Annotated in this window: 17 protein-coding genes and 1 riboswitch; of the genes, 10 read left to right on the top strand and 7 right to left on the bottom strand. The window is 63.2% G+C overall.

The window, feature by feature from the left end; translation table 11 throughout:
• Positions 1-48: 48 nt before the first annotated feature.
• Positions 49-1,734 carry an NAD-dependent DNA ligase LigB gene (gene ligB / locus AC07Y9_RS24880; protein ID WP_102680504.1) on the top strand — a complete coding sequence of 562 codons (1,686 nt, stop codon included), beginning with the start codon at positions 49-51 and terminating at the stop codon, positions 1,732-1,734.
• A 97-nt stretch (positions 1,735-1,831) separates the two neighbouring features.
• Positions 1,832-2,227 (top strand): DUF1090 domain-containing protein, encoded by a 396-nt coding sequence (locus tag AC07Y9_RS24875; protein WP_102680503.1) that lies wholly within the window; start codon positions 1,832-1,834, stop codon positions 2,225-2,227.
• A gap of 52 nt (positions 2,228-2,279) precedes the next feature.
• Here AC07Y9_RS24875 and AC07Y9_RS24870 read toward each other — a convergent pair whose 3' ends face one another.
• Entirely contained in the window at positions 2,280-2,729 is a 450-nt protein-coding gene (locus AC07Y9_RS24870) for a c-type cytochrome (RefSeq protein ID WP_009045986.1), read from the bottom strand.
• Between the two features lie 128 nt (positions 2,730-2,857).
• On the opposite strand from AC07Y9_RS24870, the gene mltA reads away from it, so the two are divergent.
• The gene (gene mltA, locus AC07Y9_RS24865) at positions 2,858-4,033 is read left to right on the top strand and encodes a murein transglycosylase A (protein ID WP_009045987.1); all 1,176 of its coding nucleotides are present in this window, start codon (positions 2,858-2,860) and stop codon (positions 4,031-4,033) included.
• A 48-nt stretch (positions 4,034-4,081) separates the two neighbouring features.
• Here mltA and AC07Y9_RS24860 read toward each other — a convergent pair whose 3' ends face one another.
• Complete coding sequence (locus AC07Y9_RS24860; RefSeq protein ID WP_087089521.1) at positions 4,082-4,468, bottom strand: MAPEG family protein; 387 nt, start codon at positions 4,466-4,468, stop codon at positions 4,082-4,084.
• 36 nt (positions 4,469-4,504) lie between these two features.
• A complete protein-coding gene (locus AC07Y9_RS24855; RefSeq protein ID WP_087089523.1) occupies positions 4,505-5,338 on the bottom strand; it encodes an EamA family transporter in 834 nt (277 codons plus the stop codon).
• Positions 5,339-5,547: 209 nt separating this feature from the next.
• On the opposite strand from AC07Y9_RS24855, the gene AC07Y9_RS24850 reads away from it, so the two are divergent.
• Complete coding sequence (locus tag AC07Y9_RS24850; RefSeq protein ID WP_102680502.1) at positions 5,548-6,717, top strand: MFS transporter; 1,170 nt, start codon at positions 5,548-5,550, stop codon at positions 6,715-6,717.
• Between the two features lie 181 nt (positions 6,718-6,898).
• A complete protein-coding gene (locus AC07Y9_RS24845) occupies positions 6,899-8,158 on the top strand; it encodes a cation:proton antiporter (RefSeq protein ID WP_007932521.1) in 1,260 nt (419 codons plus the stop codon).
• Here AC07Y9_RS24845 and AC07Y9_RS24840 read toward each other — a convergent pair.
• Positions 8,152-9,063: a formate/nitrite transporter family protein gene (locus AC07Y9_RS24840; RefSeq protein WP_219735213.1), complete on the bottom strand. Its 912-nt coding sequence runs from the start codon at positions 9,061-9,063 to the stop codon at positions 8,152-8,154. The genes AC07Y9_RS24845 and AC07Y9_RS24840 overlap by 7 nt on opposite strands.
• 76 nt (positions 9,064-9,139) lie before the next feature.
• Entirely contained in the window at positions 9,140-9,544 is a 405-nt protein-coding gene (locus AC07Y9_RS24835; protein ID WP_007932525.1) for an acyl-CoA thioesterase, read from the bottom strand.
• 197 nt (positions 9,545-9,741) lie between these two features.
• Positions 9,742-9,848, top strand: a riboswitch (S-adenosyl-L-homocysteine riboswitch).
• Between the two features lie 22 nt (positions 9,849-9,870).
• Between AC07Y9_RS24835 and ahcY the strand changes: the two genes are divergently transcribed.
• The 5 genes from ahcY (at position 9,871) to rhlE2 (ending at position 16,433) form a co-directional block, all read left to right on the top strand.
• The gene (gene ahcY, locus AC07Y9_RS24830) at positions 9,871-11,280 is read left to right on the top strand and encodes an adenosylhomocysteinase (protein WP_102680501.1); all 1,410 of its coding nucleotides are present in this window, start codon (positions 9,871-9,873) and stop codon (positions 11,278-11,280) included.
• A gap of 189 nt (positions 11,281-11,469) precedes the next feature.
• Positions 11,470-12,315, top strand: a complete 846-nt coding sequence (gene metF / locus AC07Y9_RS24825) for a methylenetetrahydrofolate reductase [NAD(P)H] (RefSeq protein ID WP_007932530.1) — start codon at positions 11,470-11,472, stop codon at positions 12,313-12,315.
• Positions 12,316-12,397: 82 nt separating this feature from the next.
• Complete coding sequence (locus AC07Y9_RS24820; RefSeq protein ID WP_102680500.1) at positions 12,398-13,480, top strand: hypothetical protein; 1,083 nt, start codon at positions 12,398-12,400, stop codon at positions 13,478-13,480.
• A gap of 55 nt (positions 13,481-13,535) precedes the next feature.
• Positions 13,536-14,351 carry a substrate-binding periplasmic protein gene (locus tag AC07Y9_RS24815; protein WP_102680499.1) on the top strand — a complete coding sequence of 272 codons (816 nt, stop codon included), beginning with the start codon at positions 13,536-13,538 and terminating at the stop codon, positions 14,349-14,351.
• Between the two features lie 225 nt (positions 14,352-14,576).
• Positions 14,577-16,433 carry an RNA helicase RhlE2 gene (gene rhlE2, locus AC07Y9_RS24810; RefSeq protein ID WP_007932533.1) on the top strand — a complete coding sequence of 619 codons (1,857 nt, stop codon included), beginning with the start codon at positions 14,577-14,579 and terminating at the stop codon, positions 16,431-16,433.
• Between the two features lie 107 nt (positions 16,434-16,540).
• On the opposite strand, the gene AC07Y9_RS24805 is transcribed toward rhlE2, so the two are convergent.
• On the bottom strand, positions 16,541-17,140 hold the full coding sequence (locus AC07Y9_RS24805; RefSeq protein ID WP_102680498.1) for a YceI family protein: 600 nt from the start codon (positions 17,138-17,140) through the stop codon (positions 16,541-16,543).
• A 32-nt stretch (positions 17,141-17,172) separates the two neighbouring features.
• Positions 17,173-17,727, bottom strand: a complete 555-nt coding sequence (locus AC07Y9_RS24800; protein WP_053262962.1) for a cytochrome b — start codon at positions 17,725-17,727, stop codon at positions 17,173-17,175.
• Between the last annotated feature and the right edge of the window lie 23 nt (positions 17,728-17,750).

Raw genomic sequence — 17,750 nt, 5'->3', positions numbered from 1 at the left:
CCACCCCTCTAGCCTGCAGCCTGACTCCCCCGAGCAAGGATGCTCCCCATGCCCTACAGAGCCACACTATTGGCCGCAATCCTCCTGAGCGCCATCGCCCTGCCAAGCGTCGCCAGCCCGTGCCCCGACTGGACACCTGCCCAGGCGCAAACCGAAACGGCCACCCTGCAACAGCAAATCAATCGCTGGGACGACAGCTACCACCGTGAAGGCCTGTCGCCGGTGACTGACGAGCTCTACGACCAGTCCCGCGCCCGGCTCGAACATTGGCAAAGCTGTTTCCCCACCGTCAGCGCAGACCGCGCCAACCCGCTACGCACCGCACGCGGTACTGTCCCGCACCCCATTCCCCATACCGGCGTGGAGAAACTGGCCGATGAAAGTGCCGTACGCCAGTGGCTCGCCGGCCGCGAGGAGGTCTGGGTCCAGCCCAAGATCGACGGCGTGGCCGTGACCCTGATCTATCACCAGGGACGCTTCCAGCAAGCCATCAGCCGCGGGGATGGCCTTCAGGGCCAGGACTGGACCGGGCCCGCGCAACTGATAAGCGCCATCCCCAAACGCCTGCCCGAACCTCGGGATCTGCTGCTACAGGGCGAGCTCTATTGGCGCCAGAACGATCACATACAGGCCAAGGCCGGCAGCCTGAATGCCCGCGGCCAGGTCGCCGGCCTATTGGCCCGCAACCAGCTGGACCCTCGGCAAGCCAGCCGGATCGGCCTGTTCGTCTGGGACTGGCCCCAAGGCCCGAGCACCCTGGCGCAGCGCCTGGCCGACCTCAAGGCCCTGGGGTTTACCCACAGCAGCGAATACAGCCAGCGCGTCAGTACGTTCGCCGAGGTCCGGCACTGGCGAGAGCACTGGTATCGCTCGGCCCTGCCCTTCGCCAGCGATGGCATCGTCCTGCGCCAGAGCCGACGTCCAGAGGCGCAACGCTGGCAGGCCAAGGCGCCCTATTGGATCGCCGCGTGGAAATACCCGTTCGCCCAGGCCCTGGCCAGGGTGCGCAAGGTCGACTTCAAGATCGGCCGCACTGGCCGGATCACCCCGATGCTCGAACTGGAGCCGGTCCTGCTCGACGACCGGCAGATCAGGCGGGTCAGCGTCGGCTCGCTGCCGCGCTGGCAAAAGCTGGATATCCGCCCTGGCGACCAGGTGTCGATCAGCCTCGCCGGCCTGACCATCCCGCGCCTGAACGCGGTGATACTGCGCACGCCCCAGCGTGTTCCGCTGCAGGTTCCGGATGCCTCGGCCTTCCATGCGCTCAGTTGCTGGCACCCCCTGCCCGGCTGTGAGAGCCAGTTCCTCGCACGCTTGACCTGGCTGAGCGGAAAATCCGGGCTGGACCTGCCCCATGTCGGCGCCGGCACCTGGGAGAAGCTAGTGGACGCCGGACTGATCAACGGCTTGGTCGATTGGTTGACCCTTGAACCTGCAGAGCTTGCTAACATTACCGGCCTTGGCGAACGCAGCATCGCGCGTTTGCTGAGCAGCCTGCACAGCGCCCGCCGGCAGCCGTTTCATCGCTGGCTCAAAGCCCTTGGACTGCCACCGACCGGCGACGCCAGGCTCGAAGATGGCTGGGCGGCGCTGGCGGCCAGAACCACCGAACAATGGCAGGCCCAAAGCGCTATCGGCCCGGGACGCGCCGCTCAGTTGAGCGCCTTTTTCCGCGATCCGCAGGTCCTGGCCTTGAGTGAAGAATTACGTGCCGCCGGAATCGAAGGCTTCTGAGGCTTTTACAGCCGGCGGCGTTGAACCCCGGGGACGCAGATGGCTCAAACAGCCCGTCGCCCCACTCCTGCTATTCATCTTTTCACATGGAGCCTTTATGAAATTTCTTGCACCGCTCACCCTCTTCGCCGCATTCGCCCTGACAACCCCAGCCCTGATGGCCGCCGAGCAGGCCCCGGAACTCACCGGCTGCGCCGCCAAGCGCCAGGCCATCAGCACCCAGCTCGAACAGGCCAAGGCCCACGGCAACAGCGAACAACAGGCCGGCCTGGAAAAGGCCCTGAGCGAAGCCACCGCGAACTGCACCGACGCCTCGCTGAAAAAGGAACGCGAAAACAAGGTGCTGGACGCCAAGCACGAAGTCAGCCGGCGCCAGACCGACCTGGACAAGGCCATGAAAAAAGGCGACGCCGAGAAGATCAACAAGCGCAAGGACAAGCTGGCCGGGTCCCGCAAGGAATTGCAGGAAGCCCTCGACGAACTGGACAAGTAAGTTCGAGCCGCTGCGGCAGATATGCCCGCCGCAGACACCTCAGGCGACAGGATCAGTGATCGCGAAACTCTTTATGGCAGGCGCTGCAGGCATCTTCGACTTTCTGTACCGCCGGCCCCAGGTTGCTGGCCTTGTACGGCTGGACCTTGCTGGCGATCACCAGTTCACCGGTGGCCGCCTCGAGGGTACGGGCCAGTTCCTGGAAACGTGCCTGCTTCTGCCAGACATCGTCAGTCGCGCTGGTGTGCTCCTGTTCCTTGACCTGCGGGAAGTGCTTCCAGGGTTCGTGGGACAGGTTGTCCAGCTTGATCGCGCCTTCGGTAAAGCGCGGGCCGTCGAACGGGATACGCCCACGGAGCATGCCGCCCAGGTCTTCACCGGTCTTGAGCATCTGTTTGAAGATCGCCTTGCGCTGACCCAGCGGGGAGTTCGGATCGACACCGCCGCAGGCGGACAACGTCAGGCAGGCCAGCAATACAACAGAGAGTCTTTTAAGCGTCATGGTGGCTTCGGGTCACGGGAAACGGCCGCCAGTATCCTCGCCTGTCCGGCAAAGACCAATAGCCCTATTAACAATATGGATTGCCTGACGTTGCCATGCGCCCAGGCAAGCCACAAAGGAAGTACCCAATGAACACCCGTTTCAAGCTGTGGCGTCGACACCTGGCCTGGGCCTTGCCGACCGCGATCCTGCTGGCCGGATGCAATGGCGGCGAAGTCGGCAAGCCACCCCAGCCTCACGCTATCGCCACCTATACCAGCGCCAGTTGGGAAACCCTGCCCACTGTGTCCGACGACGACCTGCTGGCCGGCTTCGGTTCCTGGCGCAGCGCCTGCACCCGGCTGAAAGCCGACCCGGTGTGGGGCCCGACCTGCGCGACGGCGGCCAATGTGCCACTCACCGCCCTCGATGTCCGCAGCTTTCTCAAGCAGCACCTGGACGTCTACGGCCTGCGCTCGGCCAGTGGCAGCAGCAATGGCCTGATCACCGGCTACTACGAGCCGGTCTATCCGGGCAGCCTGACCCAGACCCAGGCCGCGTCAGTACCGGTCTATGGCGTGCCGGAAGACATGATCATCGTCGCCCTCGACAGCATTTATCCCGAACTCAAGGGCAAGCGCCTGCGCGGCCGCCTCGAAGGCCGGGTGCTGAAACCCTACGACGATGCCGCGACCATCGAGACCAAGGGGGTCAAGGCGCCGGTGATCGCCTGGTTGACCGACCCGATGAACCTGCAATTCCTGCAGATCCAGGGCTCGGGTCGCATCCAGCTGGAAGACGGACGCCAGTTGCGCATCGGTTATGCCGACCAGAACGGCCACCCGTACCGCCCCATCGGCCGCTGGCTGGTGGATCAGGGCGAGCTGAAGAAAGAAGACGTGACCATGGGCACCATCGCGGCCTGGGCCAAGGCCAACCCCAATCGCATCCCGGAATTGCTGGGCAGCAACCCCAGCTACGTGTTCTTCAACCGCAACCCGGACAGCAACGAAGGCCCGCGCGGCTCGCTGAACGTACCGCTGACGTCCGGCTACAGCGTGGCAGTGGACCGCAAGGTGATCCCCCTGGGCAGCCTGTTGTGGCTTTCCACCACCCGGCCCGATGGCAGCAGCCTGATCCGCCCGGTGGCGGCGCAAGATACCGGTGGCGCGATCGCCGGCGAAGTTCGCGCCGACCTGTTCTGGGGCACCGGCGACGCGGCCGGGCAACTGGCGGGAGACATGAAACAACAGGGCCAGATCTGGATGCTCTGGCCCAAGGGCGCCACGCTGCCGAAAGTGCCTGAAGTCACCGACAGCAAATAGCCCTGGCACCGCTGCCGCCTCGTCGAGAGGCGGCGGCAGTGACGAAGGTCAGATCGAAACGAAAAAGAAGCTGGCAATCAGCGCGACACCAACGAACCACACCAGCGACCGCAGGATCGCCCAGTCCGCCAGGTAGCAGATGATGTACAGCAGGCGGCTGGTGATGAACAACACCGCCAGCACATCGATGGTCACCAGTTCGGCGACGTTGGCGATGTGGGCAATGATCACCCCCGCGGCAAAGGCCGGGGTCACTTCAAAACTGTTGAGCTGCGCCGCTTGCGCCCGCCGGGCGAAACCCTCGAGGGTCTCGAGGTAGGCCCGCGGGTCATGGTTCTGCCGCAGGCCAAAGTTGCCCCCGCTGAACTTGGCGATGCTGTTGCACAGGTACGGCAGGAAGATGGCGATCAATACACACCAGAAAGCGACGGTCATGGCAGAGTCCTTTTTAAAGTCATGAGGGGAGCGGGGTCAGAACTTCATCACCAGCATGCCGATCAGCACCAGCCCACAAGCTAAGAGCCGAGGTCGGCCGAAAGGTTCTTTCAGGTAACGCATACCGAACAACACCACCAGGATCACGCTGATTTCCCGCAGCGCCGCCGCCTCGGCGATCGATCCCAGCTGCATGGCCCACAGCACCAGAGCGTAGCTGAACAATACGCAGAACCCGACGCTCAACCCCAGCCTCCATTGTTCGCGCCAGAACAGGCTGAAGGCCGCACGCTTGCGCAACAGCGCCAGCAACGGAAAGGGCCAGGCGCTGAGCAGCGTCACCCACACCAGGTAATCCAGCGGATGGGACCAGCGGCGCAATGCCTGGCCGTCGATAAAGGTGTAGCAACCGATGCACAGACCGATCAGCGCCACCACCGGCAACATCGACCATGGCAGGCGGTCGCCGCCACCGCCCTGCCACAGCAGGCACAGCATGCCGAAAGGGATCAACAGGATGCCGAGGATCTGCTGGGGGCTGAGCACCTCGCCCGCGAAGACCAGGGTCAGGGCCAGCACCACCAGGGGCGAAAGGCCACGCATCAATGGGTAGACCAGACCCAGGTCGCCGACTCGATAGGCCTGGATCAGCAGGTAGCGGTAGAGCAACTCGAAAACCGCCGACGCCAGGATCCACGGCCAGACCTGCAACGGCGGCCACTCGACGAACCCCAGCATCAATGCCACGAACAACAAGGCGACGCTGTCCATGCAGGCCACCACCAATAACCGTTCGCCACTGAATTTGATCAGGGTATTCCACGCCGCATGCAGCAGCGCCGCCACCAGAACCAGAGTTGTCGCCAGCACCTCACACTCCCTGTTTGCGATAAGAGAATCGATTCACCTAAGGGCCTCGGCTGTCTATACTGACGCCGACCACGCCGCACTCAGTTGCGCATATCTATTCCAATAATTCCTGCCGCTGCCCGATCCGCCGGACCTGATCCGATGGAGGAGCAATGCCGGCATGCGTATGCCTGATCAGGGCGTCAAGACTACAGACAGAGAATCCTCGCATGCCACTCGCCTTGCTCGCACTGGCTGTTGCCGCCTTCGGCATCGGTACCACTGAATTCGTCATCATGGGCCTGCTGCCCGATGTCGCCCGCGACCTGTCCGTCAGCATTCCCCATGCCGGCCTGCTGATTACCGGTTACGCCCTGGGCGTGGTGTTCGGCGCGCCGATCCTCGCCGTCGGCACCGCCAACATGCCGCGCAAGGCCACGTTGCTGGGCATGACCCTGATGTTCATCCTCGGCAACGTGCTCTGCGCGCTGGCACCGAACTACGCCACGCTGATGGCCGCGCGGGTGATCACCGCGCTGTGCCACGGTGCGTTTTTCGGCATCGGTTCGGTGGTCGCCGCCAGCCTGGTGGCGCCGAACAAACGCGCCCAGGCGATCGCCATGATGTTCACCGGCCTGACCCTGGCCAATGTGCTCGGCGTGCCGCTGGGCACAGCACTGGGGCAATACGCCGGCTGGCGCTCGACCTTCTGGGCGGTGTCGGTGATCGGGGTGCTCGCCGCCATTGCCCAGTGGTTCTGGCTGCCCCGGCACATCGCCATGGACAAGGCCAACCTGGCCAGCGAGTTCAAGGTCCTGGGCAAGACCAACGTGCTGCTGGCCCTGGGCATGAGCGTGCTGGCCTCCACCAGCCTGTTCAGCGTCTTCACCTATATCGCGCCGATCCTGCAGGACATCACCGGCGTCAGCCCCCATGGCGTGACCATCATGTTGCTGCTGTTCGGCGTCGGCCTGACGGCCGGCAGCATGCTCGGCGGCCGCCTGGCCGACAGCCGCCTGCTGCCGTCGCTGGTGGCCATGGCGCTGGCCGTGGTGTTGGTGCTGGCTGCGTTCAGCCAGACCAGCCACATGCTGATCCCGGCGGCGATCACTTTGCTGCTGTGGGGGATTTTCGCCTTCGCCCTGTGCCCGATCCTGCAATTGCTGATCATCGACCAGGCCCATGAAGCGCCCAACCTGGGCTCGACCCTGAACCAGAGCGCCTTCAACCTGGGCAACGCCGCCGGCGCCTGGATCGGCGGCCTGGTCGTCGCCAGCGGTGCCGACCTGGCCGACCTGCCGTGGACCGGCGCACTGGTCGGCGGACTGACGGTGCTGACCGCACTGCTGTTCATTCACCTGCAACGTCGCCAGGCGGCCGCGATCAATGTATCCGGCTGAGCCTCGACGAGCGTGCGACTGACCCACGGTCGCCTGCAGAACCGCGCACTGGCCGACCGGCTCACCGACAGAAGAATCTGAACTTTCCTTGTCGGTGTGCCCCGGGCCGCCAGCGGCCCATCAAACCCTTGCCCGATGGCTTTCGGGCTTTCTTTTCACGTTTCTATCCAAGGGACTCCGGATGCTTGAACTCGTTGCCGCCTTCATCTGCCTGACCACCCTGCTCACCTACGTCAACTTCCGCTTCATCGGCCTGCCGCCGACCATCGGGGTGATGGTCACCGCCCTGCTGTTTTCCCTGCTGCTGCAAGGCTTGAGCTTCCTCGGCTATCCCGGCCTGGAAGAGCATGTGCAACAGCTGATCGGCCAGATCGACTTCGGCGACCTGCTGATGAACTGGATGCTGTCGTTCCTGCTGTTCGCCGGCGCCTTGCACGTCAACCTCAACGACCTGCGCAGCTATCGCTGGCCCATCGGCCTGCTGGCCACGGTCGGCGTGCTGATCGCCACGTTCGTCATCGGCAGCCTGGCCTACTGGATCTTCGGCCTGTTCGGCTGGCACGTGAGCTTCCTCTATTGCCTGTTGTTCGGCGCCCTGATCTCGCCGACCGACCCGATCGCGGTGCTCGGCGTGCTGCGTACAGCCAACGCCTCCAAGCCGCTGAAAACCACCATCGTCGGCGAGTCGCTGTTCAACGACGGCACCGCGGTGGTGGTGTTCACCGTGCTGCTGGGAATCGCCCAGCTCGGCGAAACCCCGACCGTCGGCGCCACCGCCCTGCTGTTTGCCCATGAGGCCATCGGCGGCGTGGTGTTCGGCGGGCTGATCGGCTACCTGGTGTACCTGATGATCAAGAGCATCGAGCAACACCAGATCGAGGTGATGCTGACCCTGGCCCTGGTGATCGGCGGCTCGGCGATGGCCAGCGAACTGCACGTCTCGGCACCGATCGCGATGGTGGTGGCGGGCCTGATCATCGGCAACCTGGGGCGCAACCTGGCGATGAACGACATGACCCGGCGTTACCTGGACGGTTTCTGGGAACTGCTCGACGACATGCTCAACGCCCTGCTGTTCGCCCTGATCGGCATGGAGCTGTTGCTGCTGCCGTTCAACTGGCTGCACCTGCTGGCCGCGAGCCTGCTGGCGGTGGCGATCGTGCTGTCGCGCCTGCTCACCGTGGCTCCGGCCATCGTCCTGCTACGCCGCTGGCGCAGCGTGCCGCGCGGCACTATCCGGGTACTGACCTGGGGCGGCCTGCGCGGCGGGGTTTCGGTGGCGCTGGCCCTGGCCCTGCCATTGGGTCCGGAGCGCGACCTGGTGCTGAGCATCACCTACATCGTGGTGCTGTCGTCGATCCTCCTGCAGGGCCTGACCATCGGCAAACTGGTGCGCCATGTCACCCAGGATGCACCAGCGGTCACCCAGGACGCTCACTGATCGTTTTCTGATCGATCGCGGACCCGCCCAGGGTCCGCAGTCGTTTTTGGCAGGCCACTTTCACTGCGCACCTGGGCATGGCTGATCAGGGCGAAGATGAAGCTGCCGCCGATGATGTTCCCCGCCAGCGTCGGCCCGGCGAACACCCACCAGAAATCCCGCCACGGCAACTCGCCGGCGAACACCAGGTACGAGACCTCCACCGAACCGACCACGATATGGGTGAAGTCCCCCAGGGCCATCAGGTAGGTGATCAGGATGATAATCCACATCTTGGCGCTCTCCATGGACGGGATCATCCAGACCATGGTGGCGATCATCCAGCCGGAGACGATGCCCTTGGCGAACATCTGTCCGGCATCGTTCTCCATGACCTTGCGCCCGATATCGAGGAAGGCCAGATCGGTCCTGGCGTCGAAAATCGGCAGGTGCAGCATCACGTAGGCCACCAGCAGCGTACCGCACAGGTTGCCCACCAGGACCACGCCCCACAAGCGGCACAGGCGCGCGAAATTGCCCAGGGTGGGTTTGCTCATGATCGGCAGCACGGCCGTCAGGGTGTTTTCGGTGAACAGTTGCTGGCGCGCCAGGATCACCGCCAGGAACCCCGCGCAGTAACCGAAACTGGCAATCACCTTGAACCCTTCGCCGTCGGGCAGGCGCGAGTCGAGCAAGCCCATGCCCATCAGCGACAGGCCCATGGTCAGGCCGGCGGCCAGGGCCGACCACCAGAGCGCCGCGACGCTGCGCTCCAGCTCCTTGTCGCCCTGGGTGCGGATGATCTCGTGCAAGACCGCCGCGCGGGGCGGCTGGTTCTTGTCTACGTCGTGCTGCTCTTCGGGAGAAAGGCCCGGGGTCTTGCCGTCTGTCTGCACGTTAATGGCTCCTGAACCTGTGGGTACCATGTCAGGTATGACATCCGGGGTTCAGGGCTCGTTCAGTGCCCTCATGCAGGAGCCGGCAGACTCACGCTCACAGCGGTCAGGCGATGGGCTCGTCGTCCTTGAACTGGTCTTTCACGTACCGGATCTCGGTACGACCGTGGGGAGCCGGCAAACCGTCCTCGCCCAGGTTGACGAAGACCATCTTCTCGACGGTGAGGATGCTCTTGCGGGTGATCTTGTTGCGCACTTCACAGGTCAGGGTGATCGAGGTCCGGCCGAACTCGGTGGCGGTGATGCCCAGCTCGATGATGTCGCCCTGGCGCGAGGCGCTGACGAAGTTGATTTCGGAAATGTACTTGGTGACCACGCGCTGGTTGCCCAGCTGGACGATGGCGTAGATCGCCGCTTCTTCGTCGATCCAGCGCAACAGGCTGCCGCCGAACAGCGTGCCGTTGGGGTTGAGGTCTTCGGGTTTTACCCATTTGCGGGTGTGGAAATTCATACTCACTCCTGACCGTCTTGCCGATTGATGCCGGCATCATGGCAGACCCCGGCGCAGAGCTCTATTGAGCTTCTACTATGGTCGCGATAACCGTTCGATCATCGTCCGACAGAAATCCTTGGGAAGTCGCTGGCAGACGGCTATAATCGCCTCCGTTTCAAAACGGTAACGATCACCTGATACCGTTTTCCCGCCACCTGTCCGAGGGGCGCTGCAGCAGGTTCGACCTGTCAGGCTCGGATGGGGCGTTGTCTGGCCGTGATGGTTCGGTCAGTCACTAAACGCACAACGGCGCCCATTCGCATACTTACGAATGGAGGCTCTTCATGAGCGCTGTCATCACGCCTGCAGATTTTACCGACTACAAAGTCGCCGACATGTCCCTGGCCGCCTGGGGCCGTCGCGAAACCATCATCGCCGAATCGGAGATGCCGGCCCTGATGGGTCTGCGTCGCAAGTACGCCGCTGAACAACCGCTCAAGGGCGCGAAGATTCTCGGCTGCATCCACATGACCATCCAGACTGCCGTGCTGATCGAAACCCTGGTTGCCCTGGGTGCCGAAGTACGCTGGTCATCCTGCAACATCTTCTCGACCCAGGACCAGGCCGCTGCCTCCATCGCCGCCGCCGGTATCCCGGTATTCGCCTGGAAAGGCGAGACCGAGCAAGAGTACGAGTGGTGCCTGGAGCAGACCATCCTCAAGGATGGCAAGCCTTGGGACGCCAACATGATCCTCGACGACGGCGGCGACCTGACCGAGCTGCTGCACAAGAAGTACCCGCAGGTGCTGGATCGCGTCCACGGCGTGACCGAAGAAACCACCACCGGCGTGCACCGCCTGCTGGACATGCTGGCCAAGGGCGAGCTGAAGATCCCAGCCATCAACGTCAACGACTCGGTGACCAAGAGCAAGAACGACAACAAGTACGGCTGCCGTCACAGCCTGAACGATGCGATCAAGCGCGGTACCGACCACCTGCTGTCCGGCAAGCAAGCGCTGGTCATCGGCTACGGTGACGTGGGCAAGGGCTCGGCCCAGTCCCTGCGCCAGGAAGGCATGATCGTCAAGGTTTCCGAAGTCGACCCGATCTGCGCCATGCAAGCCTGCATGGACGGTTTCGAACTGGTTTCGCCGTTCATCGACGGCATCAACACCGGCACCGAAGCGAACATCGACAAGGCTCTGCTGGGCAAGATCGACCTGATCGTGACCACCACCGGTAACGTCAATGTTTGCGACGCAAACATGCTCAAGGCCCTGAAGAAGCGCGCCGTTGTCTGCAACATCGGTCACTTCGACAACGAAATCGACACCGCTTTCATGCGCAAGAACTGGGCATGGGAAGAAGTGAAGCCGCAGGTGCACAAGGTTCACCGCACCGGTCCAGGCGCTTTCGACGCCCAGAACGACGACTACCTGATCCTGCTGGCCGAAGGCCGCCTGGTGAACCTGGGCAACGCCACCGGTCACCCAAGCCGCATCATGGACGGTTCGTTCGCCAACCAGGTTCTGGCGCAGATCTTCCTGTTCGGCCAGAAGTACGCCGACCTGTCGCCAGCCCAGAAAGCCGAGCGCCTGACCGTTGAAGTACTGCCCAAGAAACTCGACGAAGAAGTGGCCCTGGAAATGGTCCGCGGCTTCGGTGGCGTGGTCACCCAACTGACCAAGCAGCAGGCTGACTACATCGGCGTCACCGTCGAAGGCCCGTTCAAGCCGCACGCTTACCGGTACTAAGAGCAGTTGTAAGCCTTGAGCTTCAAGCAGCAAGCAAAGGCCACAAGCCGTGCTTGCCGCTCGAAGCTTTCGGCTTCGTCCCTATTTGCTTAAACAGTTTCAAGCAGCCCGTTCCAGGCACAAGAGCTGAGCGCACCTCCGCTACTCTTGCAGCTTGTGGCTTGCAGCTTGTAGCTGGAGGTTCCCTCCATGTCCCAAGACCGTCGCTACAGCTTCGAGTTCTTCCCGACCAAGACCGATGCTGGGCATGAAAAACTGCTCGCCACTGCCCGCCAGCTGGCCAGTTACAACCCCGACTTCTTCTCCTGCACCTACGGTGCCGGTGGCTCGACCCGCGACCGCACGATGAACACCGTGCTGCAGCTCGAAAGCGAAGTGAAGATCCCCGCCGCACCGCACCTGTCTTGCGTGGGTGACAGCAAGGCCGACCTGCGTGGCCTGTTGACCCAGTACAAGGCCGCCGGCATCAACCGTATCGTCGCCCTGCGCGGCGACCTGCCTTCGGGCATGGGCATGGCCAGCGGCGAGTTGCGTCACGCCAACGACCTGGTGAGCTTCATTCGTGAAGAGACTGGCGACCACTTCCACATCGAAGTGGCGGCGTACCCGGAAATGCACCCACAGGCGCGCAATTTCGAAGACGACCTCAACAACTTCGTGCGCAAGGCCAACGCCGGCGCCAACAGTGCGATCACCCAGTATTTCTTCAACGCCGACAGTTATTTCTACTTCGTCGAACGCGTGCAACAAATGGGTGTGAACATCCCGATCGTGCCCGGCATCATGCCGATCACCAACTACAGCAAGCTGGCGCGCTTCTCCGACGCCTGCGGCGCGGAAATCCCGCGCTGGATCCGCAAGCAACTGGAAGCCTACGGCGACGACAGCCAAAGCATTCAGGCGTTCGGCGAACAGGTCATCACCGAAATGTGTGAGCGTTTGTTGCAAGGCGGTGCGCCAGGATTGCACTTCTATACTCTGAACCAAGCCGAGCCAAGCCTGGCCGTCTGGAACAACCTGAAGCTGCCGCGTTAACCGCCCGACAGCATCGGAAAAAGGCCTTGGCGAAATCCAGGGCCTTTTTTTTAACCCCCATACATCCGAAGGATCGCCGTAGATGTCCACAGGCAGCACCGCAGCACGTCCACAATTGATCTATCTGGTTTACGGCGCCGCGACCTATCACCAGGAAGCCGCGTTCAGTATTGCCAGCGCCCTGGCCGGGCTGCGCGAAACACCGGGCGAAGCCCTCGATATCCAGGTCTTCACCGACAATCCCGCGCCTTACCGCGACCTACCTGTGCGCGTGCGCCCCTTGGACGAAAACACCCGCCAGGCCTGGATCGCCCCACACGGCTACCACTTTCGCGCCAAGCACGTGGTGATGCAGCAGGTGCTGCAAGAGTCCGAACTGGCGCTGCTGATCGACACCGATACCTTTTTCCACTGCTCGCCGCTGGAGCTGTTTCGTCGCATCCAGCCCGGCACCCTGCTGTGTAACGCATTCGGCATGTGCTACGGCGCCAACAAGGAGTCCGGCCTCTACCAGTCCCTGGCCGGCTTGCTGCGGGAACGCAAACTCGCCGACGACCAGATGCCATTGCTGAACTCCGGCGTGATCGGCCTGCACCGCGCGGACGCCGACGTACTGGACCGCTCCATCGCCCTGATGGACGAGCTGTACCCGCTGGCCAACGGCGCCTACACCCTCGAAGAGTTCTGCCTGTCGGTGGCGGCTTATCGCACCAAGAAGGTCCGCGAATGCCCCGACCTGATCCACCACTACTGGAGCCGCAAGCAGCTGTTTCGCGCCAAGATCAAGGCCTGGCTGGACAAGCACGGCGCAGCGCCCACCAGCGGCGTCGCCCTGGACGAAACTCGCCTGGTCACCGCGACCCTGCCACGCCCGCCGGCCTTGCAACGCCTGGCCTACAAGATCGTGACCCTGGCCCTGCCCGGGCACCAGCGGCAGTTCATGCGCGAAATCCTCTACGGCTGCTACCGCCACACCAACGAATTCGACCAGGCCTGCGCCCCGGTCTGGTGGGAGAAAGCCCGGGAAAACGCCGAAGGCCGCCTGAAAAAACCGCTCAACAGCCATCAGCTCGAGCGCTGGTTCAACCACCCGGTGATTCGCCTGGTACTGGGCCAGCGGCGCAAGGCCATCTACCTGCATCTGATCGAGACAAAGGCTGACTGAGGCTTGAGCTAGACGGCCTCTAGCATTGGACGACCTCCCGTCGTAATCTCCAGCGATGCCCGTCATTGCCCAGCTGCTGACAGCCTTTATCTGCGCTTGCCTGAGCCTCGCCGCCCATGGCGAGAAGCTGCGCATTGTCACCGAGCCCTGGGCCCCTTATGTCTATGAGGAACAGGGCAAGGCCCAGGGCCTGGATTACGAAACCACGGCGATCGTCTTCCAGCGCCTGGGGATCGAAGTCGAATGGCAGTTCCTGCCCTGGAAACGTTGCCTGGCCATGCTCGAACAAGGCCAGGCCGACGGTGCCCTGGACATCTTTCACAGCAACGAACGCGAAAGCAGCCTGCTCTACCCCAGCGAGCCGCTGTCGGACGTCGAGTTCGTGATGTTCTATGCCAACGCCCGGCCCTTTCCGTTCCGTACCCTGGAAGACTTGCGCGGGCTGACCGTGGGTACCTCCCCCGGCTACCTGTACAGCCAGGACTTCAGGGAATCCACCCTGTTCAAGCACGAACCGGCGCCGACCCACGAAGCCAACTTCGGCAAGCTGCTGCGCGGCCGCATCGACCTGCTGATCACCGATCGCCGGGTCGGCCAGCACCTGCTCGACCAACTGAACATTCGCCAGCAGATCACCGAGAACCCGGTGGTCATCAGCCGCCAGAGCCAGTTTCTGGCCGTGCGGCGCAATGCCGGCATGGACTTGCTGGTGCAGCGTTTCGGCGCCGAACTCAAGCGCTTCAAGCGCGAGCCGGCCTACGCCGAACTGAGCGCCCGCTATGGCGCGGCGCCGGCCATCGCCGACTCAAGCGCAATGCCGACTGGCACACCGCTGAAAACCGTTGAGCAGCAGGAAAGCAGCGCACGCTGATTGCTCTGTTATACTCCGGCCTTCCCGCCAGGCTCACGCCCGGACGCTCGATCCTGTTCAAGGCATCTCGATACCGCTACAGCGCAGCCACAAGGCCCGCGCGAGCCCTCGCCGATGAGCCTTCAGGAGCCAGCAGGACCGGACGGGATTGCGTCCTCTTAAACGCCATTCGCGCCAGGCAAGACTATCCCTCTGGGCCAAGCCCTCACTAAAACAGGATTACTCATGTCCTTTGCTTCCCTCGGTCTCTCCGAGGCTTTAGTCGGCGCCATCGAAGCCGCCGGCTACACCCAGCCTACTCCGGTGCAACAGCGGGCCATTCCCGCCGTGTTGCAAGGTCGCGACCTGATGGTCGCGGCACAGACAGGTACTGGTAAAACCGGCGGTTTCGCCCTTCCGATCCTGGAACGGTTGTTTCCCAACGGTCACCCGGACAAATCCCAGCGTCACGGCCCGCGCCAACCGCGTGTACTGGTCCTGACCCCGACTCGCGAACTGGCCGCGCAAGTGCACGAGAGCTTCAAGGTCTATGCCCGCGACCTGAAGTTCGTCAGTGCCTGCATCTTCGGCGGCGTCGGCATGAACCCACAGGTTCAGGCCATGGCCCGTGGCGTCGACGTGCTGGTGGCCTGCCCCGGCCGCCTGCTCGACCTGGCCGGCCAAGGCAGCGTCGACCTGTCCCACGTGGAAATCCTCGTGCTCGACGAAGCCGACCGCATGCTCGACATGGGCTTTGTCCATGACGTGAAGAAAGTCCTCGCGCGCCTGCCCGCCAAGCGCCAGAACCTGCTGTTCTCCGCGACCTTCTCCAAGGACATCACGGACCTGGCCGGCAAACTGCTCCACAACCCCGAGCGCATCGAAGTCACGCCGCCGAACACCACGGTCGAGCGTATCGAGCAACGGGTGTTCCGCCTGGCCGCCAGCCACAAGCGCGCCTTGCTGGCCCACCTGATCACCGCCGGCGCCTGGGAACAGGTGCTGGTCTTCACCCGCACCAAGCACGGCGCCAACCGCCTGGCCGAGTACCTGGACAAGCACGGCCTGACCGCCGTCGCCATCCACGGCAACAAGAGCCAGAACGCCCGCACCAAGGCCCTGGCCGACTTCAAGGCCGGTGAAGTACGGATCCTGGTCGCCACCGATATCGCCGCCCGTGGCCTGGACATCGACCAGCTGCCACATGTGGTCAACTTCGAGCTGCCGAACGTCGACGAAGACTACGTGCACCGTATCGGCCGTACCGGCCGTGCCGGTCGTTCGGGCGAAGCGATCTCGCTGGTCGCGCCGGACGAAGAGAAGCTGCTCAAGAGCATCGAGCGCATGACCAAGCAGAAGATCCCCGACGGCGATCTGATGGGCTTCGATGCCAGCGCCGTGGAAGCCGAGAAACCGGAAGTGCGCGAGCGTCCGGACGTGCGTAACCCACGCAATTCCCGTGGCCCGCGTGGCGACGGTCCGAATGGCGGCGGTGGCGGCGGCGGCCGTAAAGACAAAGGCAAGGACAAGGGCAAGGACAAACCGGCCGCTCGCGGCGACCGTCCGGCCCGTGAGCAGAAGCCTCGCGAAGGCACCCCGGCCCGCGAACAGCGCCAGCCGACGCCACGCGCCGACCGCGCCCCGGATGAGTTCCTGGACGACGACGTGGACAACTTCGGCAATCGCGCCGACTACGTCAGCCCGTACCAGAACAAGAACAACCAGGGCCGCGGCCGTCGTCCTGGCGCGCCAGCCCAGGGTGCAACCAGCAGCAACGCGCCACGCAGCGGCGGCCAGGGTCGCTCCGGCGGTCCGCGCACCAGCAACGGTGCCAGCACCGGCACCCCGCCTGCCAAACGCAACGGCCCACGCAGCGGCGCTCCACGTGACGGCCAGGCCCGTCGCGAAGAGTCGCGCAATCGTCGTCCGGCCCGTGACGACCAGGCGCGCCAGGAGCCGGCGGTGCAGAACCCGCGCGGCAACCAGCCGAAGATCATGCACAAGGAGTCGAAAGCCGACCGCTTCCCGACACCCGAGCAGCTCGATCAACTGCCAAGCCGTCCACGTGGCGAGAAACCAGCCTTGCTGACCCGCAATCGCTGAAGTTTTCGCGACAATAAAAAACGCCCCTGATCTCGCGATCAGGGGCGTTTTTTTATGATCTCTGTAGCCGCTGCCGAGCCTGCGAGGCTGCGGCTACAGGCGAAGCATTACTTCGCTTTCACACCTTCGAAGGTGATGTACAGCTGAACGGTGTCGGACTGCGGGCCAACATCCATCCCGTCCTTGTTGAACTCTTTACGGCTGATGCTGGTGGTGCCTTCAAAACCGGCACGGTAGCCGCCCCATGGATCCTTGCCTTCACCCAGGAAGGTGGCCTTGACCACGATAGGCTTGGTCACACCGTGGAAAGTCAGGTCGCCAGCCACATCGGCGGTCTGCTTGCCATCAGCATTCTTGCCGGTTGGCTTGACGCTGGTGGAAACGAACTTCGCGTCAGGGAATTTGCCCGACTCCAGGAAGTCCTTGCTGTTGACGTGCTTGTCACGCTCGGCGTGGTTGGTGAACACGCTGGCGGTGCGCACGTTGACTTCGATCTTGGCGTCTTCAGGCTTGGCCGCGTCGAAGCTGAACTTGCCGTCCAGGTCCTTGAAAGTACCGGTGATGAAGCTGTAGCCCAGGTGGCTGATCTTGAAGTCGACGAAGGCGTGCTGGCCTTCCTTGTCGATCACGTAGTCCGCGGCCATCGCCTGACCGGCAGACAACAGAGCAGAACCGATTGCCAGAACGGCGAGAGTCTTTTTCAACATGCTTTCTATTCCTTTTGAGTCGAGGTTGAGCATCAGGCTTTTTTGCGCCCCAGCATACGAGCCAGGGTCGCGTCACGATCGATAAAGTGGTGTTTCAAGGCAGCCAGAGCATGCACTCCGGCGAAGATCACCAGGGCCCAGGCCAGGTACAGATGCACCTCGCCGGCCACATCTGCCTGGTCCGGCAGTCCGGAAACCAGGGCAGGAATTTCAAACAGGCCAAACACCGGAATCCCGACACCGTCTGCGGTGGAAATCAGGTAACCGGCAATCATCACAGCGAACAGACTGAGATAAAGGAAGGCATGGCCGAAGGTGGCGCCCAGGCGCGTCAGGCGACCGTGGTTGGCCGGTGCCGGCGGCGGCGGGCTGACAAAGCGCCACAGCACCCGCAGCAACATGATCGCGAACAGCGTCAAGCCAATGCTCTTGTGCAGGTCCGGCGCATCTTTGCGCCAGGCACTGTAGTAATCCAGGCCGACCATCCACAGGCCCAGGGCGAACAATCCAAAGACTGCCAGCGCCACGCTCCAGTGCAGAAAAATGCTTACCCAGCCGTAGCGGGAAGAAGAGTTACCTAGCTGCATCACTTGAATCCTGTAAGAACTGC

The organism is Pseudomonas sp. GW456-L12 (assembly GCF_059424045.1).
The sequence above is the reverse complement of the archived record's forward strand: the minus strand, read 5'-3'. Positions and strand labels throughout refer to the sequence as shown.

Bases quoted from the DNA above. Each gene is read 5' to 3' on its own strand.
- AC07Y9_RS24820 (WP_102680500.1), top strand. From the start codon at position 12,398: ATGTCCACAGGCAGCACCGCAGCACGTCCACAATTGATCTATCTGGTT.
- AC07Y9_RS24835 (WP_007932525.1), bottom strand. From the start codon at position 9,544: ATGAATTTCCACACCCGCAAATGGGTAAAACCCGAAGACCTCAACCCC.
- mltA (WP_009045987.1), top strand. From the start codon at position 2,858: ATGAACACCCGTTTCAAGCTGTGGCGTCGACACCTGGCCTGGGCCTTG.
- rhlE2 (WP_007932533.1), top strand. From the start codon at position 14,577: ATGTCCTTTGCTTCCCTCGGTCTCTCCGAGGCTTTAGTCGGCGCCATC.
- AC07Y9_RS24840 (WP_219735213.1), bottom strand. From the start codon at position 9,063: ATGGTACCCACAGGTTCAGGAGCCATTAACGTGCAGACAGACGGCAAG.
- AC07Y9_RS24860 (WP_087089521.1), bottom strand. From the start codon at position 4,468: ATGACCGTCGCTTTCTGGTGTGTATTGATCGCCATCTTCCTGCCGTAC.
- AC07Y9_RS24875 (WP_102680503.1), top strand. From the start codon at position 1,832: ATGAAATTTCTTGCACCGCTCACCCTCTTCGCCGCATTCGCCCTGACA.
- ahcY (WP_102680501.1), top strand. From the start codon at position 9,871: ATGAGCGCTGTCATCACGCCTGCAGATTTTACCGACTACAAAGTCGCC.
- AC07Y9_RS24805 (WP_102680498.1), bottom strand. From the start codon at position 17,140: ATGTTGAAAAAGACTCTCGCCGTTCTGGCAATCGGTTCTGCTCTGTTG.
- AC07Y9_RS24850 (WP_102680502.1), top strand. From the start codon at position 5,548: ATGCCACTCGCCTTGCTCGCACTGGCTGTTGCCGCCTTCGGCATCGGT.
- AC07Y9_RS24815 (WP_102680499.1), top strand. From the start codon at position 13,536: ATGCCCGTCATTGCCCAGCTGCTGACAGCCTTTATCTGCGCTTGCCTG.
- AC07Y9_RS24800 (WP_053262962.1), bottom strand. From the start codon at position 17,727: ATGCAGCTAGGTAACTCTTCTTCCCGCTACGGCTGGGTAAGCATTTTT.
- ligB (WP_102680504.1), top strand. From the start codon at position 49: ATGCCCTACAGAGCCACACTATTGGCCGCAATCCTCCTGAGCGCCATC.
- AC07Y9_RS24870 (WP_009045986.1), bottom strand. From the start codon at position 2,729: ATGACGCTTAAAAGACTCTCTGTTGTATTGCTGGCCTGCCTGACGTTG.
- AC07Y9_RS24845 (WP_007932521.1), top strand. From the start codon at position 6,899: ATGCTTGAACTCGTTGCCGCCTTCATCTGCCTGACCACCCTGCTCACC.
- metF (WP_007932530.1), top strand. From the start codon at position 11,470: ATGTCCCAAGACCGTCGCTACAGCTTCGAGTTCTTCCCGACCAAGACC.